Annotated in this window: 5 protein-coding genes; all 5 read right to left on the bottom strand. The window is 75.0% G+C overall.

The window, feature by feature from the left end:
- Nucleotides 1-190: 190 nt before the first annotated feature.
- Nucleotides 191-1,015: a class I SAM-dependent methyltransferase gene (locus IF99_RS0109585; RefSeq protein WP_199806476.1), complete on the bottom strand. Its 825-nt coding sequence runs from the start codon at nt 1,013-1,015 to the stop codon at nt 191-193.
- A 66-nt stretch (nt 1,016-1,081) separates the two neighbouring features.
- On the bottom strand, nt 1,082-2,281 hold the full coding sequence (locus tag IF99_RS0109580) for an aminotransferase class V-fold PLP-dependent enzyme (RefSeq protein WP_030995954.1): 1,200 nt from the start codon (nt 2,279-2,281) through the stop codon (nt 1,082-1,084).
- A gap of 11 nt (nt 2,282-2,292) precedes the next feature.
- The gene (locus tag IF99_RS0109575; protein ID WP_030995953.1) at nt 2,293-3,621 is read right to left on the bottom strand and encodes a pyridoxal-phosphate dependent enzyme; all 1,329 of its coding nucleotides are present in this window, start codon (nt 3,619-3,621) and stop codon (nt 2,293-2,295) included.
- Entirely contained in the window at nt 3,618-5,216 is a 1,599-nt protein-coding gene (locus tag IF99_RS0109570; RefSeq protein WP_037826673.1) for a Y4yA family PLP-dependent enzyme, read from the bottom strand. Before IF99_RS0109570 ends, IF99_RS0109575 begins: the two co-directional genes overlap by 4 nt.
- Nucleotides 5,217-5,577: 361 nt before the next feature.
- Nucleotides 5,578-7,914: an NUDIX domain-containing protein gene (locus IF99_RS0109565; RefSeq protein ID WP_030995951.1), complete on the bottom strand. Its 2,337-nt coding sequence runs from the start codon at nt 7,912-7,914 to the stop codon at nt 5,578-5,580.
- Nucleotides 7,915-8,140 lie beyond the last annotated feature (226 nt).

Raw genomic sequence — 8,140 nt, 5'->3', positions numbered from 1 at the left:
CCGGAAACCTCGGGCGTTCGCTTCGCTCAGCCGGTGCCATCGACGCCGACCCGGACACGGCATGACCCTCAGCCTCGTGGGATTACGGGACAGCGCTTACCCGGTTCCCGTGGACCGCAGAAATCGCGCCCCTGATCTTGAAAACCCGCACCCCGTGCGAGGCGACTCTGTGTAAAACAGTGAGGACCCGTCATTCTGCATTGTGCAGAGTGCAGAATTCCCTGGCTTCCGCGCCCGCCTGAGACGCGCTATTTCCCGGCCTTTCCGGAAGCGCCGCGACCAGCGCATGGCTCGTTCCCACCTGCCACACCGGACCGGCGTGCGCGAACCCCGCCGCGCGCAGCAGTTCGATGTGCGTACCGAGGCTCAGCCCGCTCGTCCCGCCGAACCGGCTCGGCTCCCGGAGCGCGCACAGCTCGCCCAGCTCGGGATCGTCCGCCGCCGCCGCCCACCAGCTCTCCCAGTCCTCGCTGTCCAGGGCTCCCGCCCGCCGTGCCCGCCGGGCGCCCACGTGCGCGGCGATCCCGGCGAGCGCGGCGGAACCGCAGCCGAGGTGGTCGGCGTTGACCAGCACGCCGCCGGGCCGCAGCACCCCGGTCAGGTCCGCGTACGCGCGCCGCAGGTCCTCCTCCGGCAGGTAGTGCAGCGCCGTCGTGGACACCACCGCGTCCACCGGGCCGGTCAGTCCGAGCCGCCCGGTCCACCCCTCCTCGCCGATGACCGCCTGGACGTACCGCGCCGCGTGGGGGTGGCGCGTACGGGCCAGTTCGAGCAGTAGCGGGTCCATGTCCACCGCCACGATCCGGGCATGCGGCAGGCGGGCGCTGAGCCTGGCGGGCAGCGACCCCGGACCGCAGCCCAGATCGAGTACGTACGGGCGCGCCTGCCCCTCCGTCACATGCTCCACGACGTCCGTGACGACCGTGAAGCGTTCCTCGCGGTCGACCGCGTACCGCTGCTGCTGCCGTTCCCAGCGGTCCACCCACCGCTCGGCCGTGGGCAGAGAGAGCCCCATGCCGCACCACCCTTACCGTCTGTTTCCTGTCGAGGCCCCCGAATCTACAGGTGAAAATGGTTTCCATCAGCTCGGCGTCAGGCCGCGCAGCGTCACCAGGAGCCGGTCGATCTCCTCCAGGGTGTTGTACACATGCAGGCTCACCCGCACTGAGCTGCGCTTTTCTCCTCCGCTCGCCTGGCACAGGCCGTCGGCCCGCACCATGAAGCCTTCACTGAAGAGGATGAATCCCAGATCGACCGACTCGATGTCCCGATGGCGGAACGTGACGATGCTCTGCCGTTGCTGCACGCGGGTCCCCCGCGCGAGACTCAGCGGGCAGCCGAGCACCTCGTACGCGGGCAACGCGCTCAGGCCGTCGGTGAGCCGCTCCGCCAGGCCCCGCGTCCAGCGCTCGATCCGGCCGAGACCGGCGTCCTCCAGCCACGCGAGCGCCGCGCCGAGACTCGCGATCCCCACCGTGTTCGGCGTCCCGTCCCAGCCGCCCGGCACCAGCGGCGCCCCGCGCACCTCGCGCGACCACACCGCGCCCGTGCCCGGCAGCGCGAACGCCTTGTGCCCCGAGAAGACGAGGAAGTCCACGTCGAGCGCGGCCAGCGAGACCGGCAGGTGCCCCACGCTCTGCGCCGCGTCGAGACACAGCACCACGTCGTCCCCGGCGAGTTCGCGCACCCGGTGCACGTTCATGTCCGCGCCGTAGACGTGGTGCACGTGGGTCAGCGCGAGGAACCGCGTGCGCGGGGTGAGCAGCGCGGCGAGGGCCGTCAGGTCGTAGTCGCCCGAGCCGCTCTGCACCGGCATCTCGTGCACCGTGATCCGGACCCCGCGCGCCGCGAGCAGGTCGCGGGCCTCCAGCCACGGCGAGGCGTTCGCCTCGTGGTCCGCGAAGGGCACCACGATCTCGTCCCCGTCCCGCAGGTGCCCGGGCAGCCAGTCCCGCGCGATCATGCGCAGCCCCTCGCTCGTCCCGCTCGTGAAGTGCACACGCGAGCGGGACGGCGCGGGGTCGCCGAGGAAGGACTTCACACGCGCGCGCACCTCCTCGATCATCCGCGTCGTGCGATTGGCCCAGGGGTACGTGCCGCGCGCGGCGTTGGCGTTGCTCGTGGTGAGGTACGCCGTGACGGCGTCGAGCACCGCGCGCGGCTTCTGCGCGGTCGCCGCGCTGTCGAGGTACGCGAGGTGCGGCTCCGCCGCGAGGATAGGGAACTGGGCACGTATCTCCCGCTGCCAGTCGGCCAGTTCCTCCCAGTCGTCCCCGGACATGGTCGCCCCCCTCACTCCCGCACCAGCGGCGCGCCCGCGTCGCGCCACGCGATGACCCCGCCGTCGAGGCTGCGCACGTCCGGATGGCCCATCCGGGTCAGCACCGCCGCGTACCCGACCGACTTCTCGCCGACGGGACAGGCGAGCAGTACCGGCCGGCTCTTGCTGAACGGCAGCCCGCCGCGCAGGAGTTCGGCGAACAGCTCGTCCGCGATGTTCACCGAGCCCTCGATGTGCTGGGCCGCGTAGGCGTGCGGCCCGCGCAGGTCCACCACGAGCGGCTGCTCGTGCAGCAGCCACTTCCGCGCCTCGGCGACGGCCATCCGGTGCACCCCGGCACGCTCCTCCTCGCCGACCGAAGCGGCTGTGCGCGTGGCCAAGGAGGCGGAGGCGCCGAGGAGTTCGGGACGCCGGGCCCGTACGTAGCTCAGGTAGCTCTCGACGCGGTCGCACACGACGAAGACCGCCGTGCGCCGCCGCTCCGGCTCGTTCGCCTCGACCTCGCGCAGCCGCCGCACGGCGCCGTGATAGGCCGCGCCGCCGGTCGGGCCCGCCAGGATGCCGCAGCGCCGGATCAGCTCGACCATCCCGTCGATCGCGTCGAGCGAGCCGACCGCTTCGATGAGGTCGTACGTCGCCGGGTCGAAGAGCCCCACCTCCTGCACCTCGTCGAGGTTCCTGATCCCCGGCACGAAGTCCGACTTCTCCGCGACGAGCCCGAGCACCCGGACGTCGCCGTCGGCGGCCCGCAGCGCCCGCGCGACCCCGGAGGACGAGCCCGCCGTGCCGACCCCCGCGACGAACCAGTCGGGCGCCCGTCCTCCGAGGTCCGCGATGATCTCCGGCCCGGTGCCCTCCTCGTGCGCCCGCGCGTTCGCCGGGTTGAAGTACTGGTCGGTGTGGAGGAACGAGCCGCCGGGGACGCTCAGTTCGCGGTGGAAGCGGGTGAGCGGGTCCTCGGTGTCCGTCGGGTCCAGGCACTCGCTCTGGCCGGGGAGTTCCTCGATCTCCGCCCCGAGCAGGAGCAGCAGTTCCTTCACCTCGGGTATCTTCATGCGGTTCGTGACACTGCGGAAGCCGAGCCCGTGCATCGAGGCGATGACGGCGAGCGCCTTCGCGGTGTTCCCGCTGGACAGCTCGACGACCTCGGCGCCCCGCGCGGCGGCGTCACCGAGGGCGGGGCGTGCCATGCCCCAGGCCGCGCGGTCCTTCACCGAGCCGAAGGGATTGAAGAACTCCAGCTTCGCGTACAGCTCGGTGGAGCGCAGCCCGTGCACCGCCGGGTCGATCCGGACGAGCGGGGTCTGCCCGATGGTGTCGAGGATGCTGTCGTACTTCATACCCGTCCCTTGGTCGTGCCGGGCAGCGGCGGGGCGCCCTGCGCCTGTGCCGCCGTCGTGCCCGGTGTGCCGCCCGCGTGGGCGGCTGGAGTGCTCGTGGGGGTGGTGGCGGGAAGCGGAGAGGCCGTCTCCGGCTCCCCCGTCGTGGGCCACCACTGCTCGTCCAGGGTCCAGCGCCAGCCGCCGCCCGGCATCTGCTCCAGTGCCACCTTCCGTGCGGGCGGACGGCGTTCGGCGTACTGGGCGCTGAAGTCCATCGCGTACCCGGCGGTGTTGGCGAAGGCGAGGACTTCGCCCGGTGCCGGGAGCCGGGGCAGCTGGACGAGCCTGCGCGTGATGAGGTCCGACTCCAGGCACAGGTTCCCGTGCAGGTACACGCCCGTCGCCGCGCCGGGTCCCGGGTCGGGCACCGGCGCGCCCCCCGGCCGGGGCAGGAGCAGCGGGTCGACGAGGATGCCGTGCTCCTCCAGGGCGCAGTCGTCCGCGTTCATCGCGAGCCGCACCTGCGCGATCCCGTCCGCGCCCGCGCGCACGTCGAGGACGCGGGCGAGCGTTGCCCCGCACTGGTCCATGAGGGCACGGCCCGGCTCCACCGCGAGGTCGTACAGGCCGTCGAGCAGCAGTTCGCCGAGCGGCCGGCCGAAGGTGGGGGAGTCCTGCCGCAGGAGCGCGTCCAGGTAGGCGGCCCCGGCGAGCGGGCGGTGCCCGGGGTAGAGGTCGAGGGAACCGCGCAGCGTGCCGCCCTCGTTGGCGAGCCCGTAGCCGTGCCCGCGCCAGGTGAGCGGCGGCCGGCGGCCGAGTGCCGCGAGCGTCAGCTCGGTCGTGTACGCCTCCCACTCGCGCGCGTCGGCGAGGTGGCTCACGCCGAATCCGCCGCCGATGTCCACCGTCGCGGGGCGCAGCCCCCGCTCCAGGCACAGATCAAGGGCCCGCAGGCAGCCGTCCAGTGCGAGGGCCTTCTCGGGCAGGCCCGTCGTGTCGATGTGGTACGCGACCCCGACGACCTCGACCCGCTCGCGCACCCGCTCGACCCCGTCGAGCAGCGCGGGCAGCGCCGCGTACGGCGTTCCGAAACGGCTCGGCCGGCTGAGCTGCCGCACCCCCTGCGAGGGGAAGCCCGAGAGTCGTAACTGCACCCTCGCGCGGGGCAGTTCGTAGCGGGCGACGAGGGCGGCGAGCCGTTCCAGCTCGCCCTGGTCCTCGACCGTCACCGTCACCCCGGCGCGGGCCGCGAGCCACAGGAACTCGGGCTCCTTCGGGCCCGTGGCGCCGATCCGGTCCGGTGTGAATCCGCTGCCGAGCCCGTGCCGCAACTCCTCCAGCGAGGCCACGTCGAGCCCGGCGCTGCTCGTGGCGAGCGCCCGGACCAGGGCGCTGGAACGGTTCGCCTTGTGCGCGAAGTACACCGTGCCGCGCAGGTGGTGGCGGTCGCGCGCCGCCTCGAAGCGCCGTACGTTCTCCACGGCCTGCTGCGGCAGCACGACGTTGAGCGGGCTGCCGAGCCCTTCGACGAGCGGGTACAGGACCTCGGGTGCGCGGAGCAGCGCCGCGAGGCGCGCCTCCAGTCTCGGCGTCAGGAGCAGGGGGGAGGGCAAGGCGGGCGCCCTCACTTTCCGGACCCGGTGCCCCACGCGGGCCACCCCGGTATGCCCTCCGCACCGGGCACCGCCCGCGCCACCTTCTCCGACATGATTGTCATAACGCCATGAGTCATGCCGTCATGCTGTCCACCCGACACCCGCTCCATGCCTTCCCCCGCGCGCTACCCGGAGCAGGCCGCACCACACCCGGCGCACGGACGCGCGGGGGCGCGCGAGACCGTGCGCGAGGCCGCGCGAGGGAACGTCGTGGGGACGCAGTGGGAGGCGGCGGCCCGGAGGGGCGGGGACACCGCTGTGCCGCGCCCCCCGGCCCGCCCCCCGCCTCTTGCCGCCCCGCCCTGCTCCGCCGCCGTTCTCAGCCCGTCGTCGGCGGGATCTCCCAGCTGAGCGGACTCCCCGGCGCGCCCACCGTCAGCTGTCCCTCCGCCGTCGCCCGCAGCGCGTACGTGTCCGGACCGCCCGCCGCCTCCCACCTCTCCAGCAAGGCTCGCCGCCCCGTCACGCCCTCGCCTTCGCGCAGCAGGTGCGCGGCTGCGAGCCGCAGCCCGGGAGCGGGGCCGCGGGGGCCGGGGACGGCGGCGACCCGGGGGAGCGGCAGCAACGTGCCCGCGCAGTCGCCCCCGTCCCGGGGACGCCGCAGCACCGCCACCGCCGGCCACGCCGTGCCGGGCGCGAGGAGCGCGGCGACGAGGACCCCGCCGGGCGAGAGCCGTTCAGGGGCCCCGGCGGGCAGCCCCGTGGCGAGCCGTGAGACGAGCACCCGGTCCCAGTGGAGGTCGGGAGGCGCGCAGGATGTCACCCCGGCGCGCAGCCCGAGCGCCGTGAGCCCTTCGTGCGCCCCGGCGGCGAGCAGCGGATCGGGTTCCACGGCGTGGACGCGCCCGCTCAGCGCGCACAGGAGCGCGGTCGTCGTGCCCGTCCCGTACTCCAGGACCGTCGACCGGGCCTGCGCGCCGAGGTGCTGGAGCAGGACGAGCCCGAGGTACGGGGAGGCGGCGAGGCCCAGCGGCCCATCGGCCGGCACGACGCGCCCCGCGGGGCGCTCGCAGAGCCGCTCGTCCCCGTACCGCACGACGAGCGGCGCCTCGCCGTGGACGAGTGCCAGCCACTCGCCCCGCTCGCGCGGCACCTGGCAGTCGATCAGCTGGAGCATCCCGTCGTGCCCGCGCGGACCCGGGCGGGGCGCGTAGACCTGCGGGAGAAGGAGCTCGACGGGGGTCGCGACGAAGACCTCGCGCAGCCGGTCACCGTCGAGGAGGCCGCGCCCGGCCAGCCGCTCGGCGAGGGCGAGGCGGGCCCCGCGCGCCTGCGCGGCGAGCCGCTCGTCGGGCGTCGTGCGCGGTACGCCGTCGTGGAGTTCGGCGAGTTCCCCCTCCCGCTCGGCGACGAAGGCGGCGGAGAGCCGCTTCGCCAGTTCCTCCGGGACGCGCCGCAGCGCCTCCTCCTCGCTCACGAACTCGGCGGCGGCGATCTCGCCCGGTTCCAGCCGCAGTGCCTCGGTCCGCACCTCGTGGGGCGGGTGCCCCGCGTAGATCCGCGCGACGATCGAGCGGCCCCAGCGCCCGCGCGGCACGGTGTCCTCGACGAGGAGCCGTCCGGCGAACACGTCGATGCCCAGTTCCTCGCGCACTTCGCGGACCGCCGCGTGCGCGGGCTCCTCGTCCTCCAGCATCCCGCCCGGCAGGTCCCAGCCGTCCTTGTACGTGGGCTCGACGAGCAGCACCCGGCCGTGCGCGTCCCTGATCAGGAGATCGGCGCAGCCCGCCGGAGCCGCGTGCTCCGCGAGATAGCGGCGCAGGCTCCCGGCGCTCACCACGAGCCTGCCCGCCCCTGTGACGTGCGCGGACCAGCTCACGTCCGCGTCGCAGGCGCCCTCCCGCAGCGCCTTCTCCAGCGCGGCGGCGAGCCGCGAGCCCTCGGGCCCCGTCCAGGCGGCCCCCGCCTGCCACGCACCGTCCCCGCCGCTCTCCTCGGGGCGTACGACGAGGTAGGCGAGCGAGTCGCCGGTCGCCAGCGCGGGCGTCGTGGCGGGCCCGGCGGGCACCAGCAGGCCGGGCGCCGTCCCGAGGAGGCTCAGCGCGCACGCGCGGGAGTCCGTCGCGGCGAGCCGCAGCGCGAGCGCGTCGAGCCCCGTCGTGTCCCGCAGCGTCGCGCACGTCCACACGACCTGCTCGCAGGGGGCGAGCCCGGCGGCGATCCCGCTGCCCGCCGGGGGCTGCTCCGCGTCCCGTACGAGCCGCACCAGCCCGTCCGCCGTGCACGCGGCCCGTTCGCCGGGGACGAGCGGCACGGCCTCGCGGTCGGGGAGCGCCCGCACCTCGTCCGCGCGCAGGGTGCCGTCCGCGCGGAGCGTCCAGCACAGCTCGTACGTGCGGCCTCGCAGCCGCTGCCGGGTCAGCAGCCAGCCACCGGGGCGCAGCGCGGCGGCCCAGGCGGCGGACGGCACGTCCGTGGTGGGCTCCGGCACCACGATCCCGTCCCAGGGCCCGGAGCCCGGGCCCGCCTCGGGCGAGCGGTGCGTCAGCGCCTCCGCCGCGAACCCCTCGGGCGGTTCGTCGCCGTCCGCCGAGAGGAGGCACACCCGCTCGCCCTCGCCCGGCCGTCGGGGGGCCGGGCGGGCTGCCGCCCACGGCAGCCGGGCGGTGCGCTGCGCCGCGAGCGGCGGGACGGGGGAGGCGAGGGGCGCGGTCATATGGGCGACTCCGGGCCCGCGCGCGGGAGCGCGGACGTGCTGGGGGACGGGGGAGGGGCCGCCGTGGGGCCCCGTACCGAGAACGCACCGCGCCCTTCGTACGTCACGGGGGCAAAGGCGTACGACGCGCGCGGGCCCGCGCCGGAGCCGTCCCCGTACCCCCGGGATGATGGGATGGCGGTGCGCGCACCACCCTTTCGCGCCCCACGCGCCCACACCGCCTCGG

Source organism: Streptomyces sp. NRRL F-5630 (assembly GCF_000719475.1).
Taxonomy (GTDB): domain Bacteria; phylum Actinomycetota; class Actinomycetes; order Streptomycetales; family Streptomycetaceae; genus Streptomyces.
The sequence above is the reverse complement of the archived record's forward strand: the minus strand, read 5'-3'. Positions and strand labels throughout refer to the sequence as shown.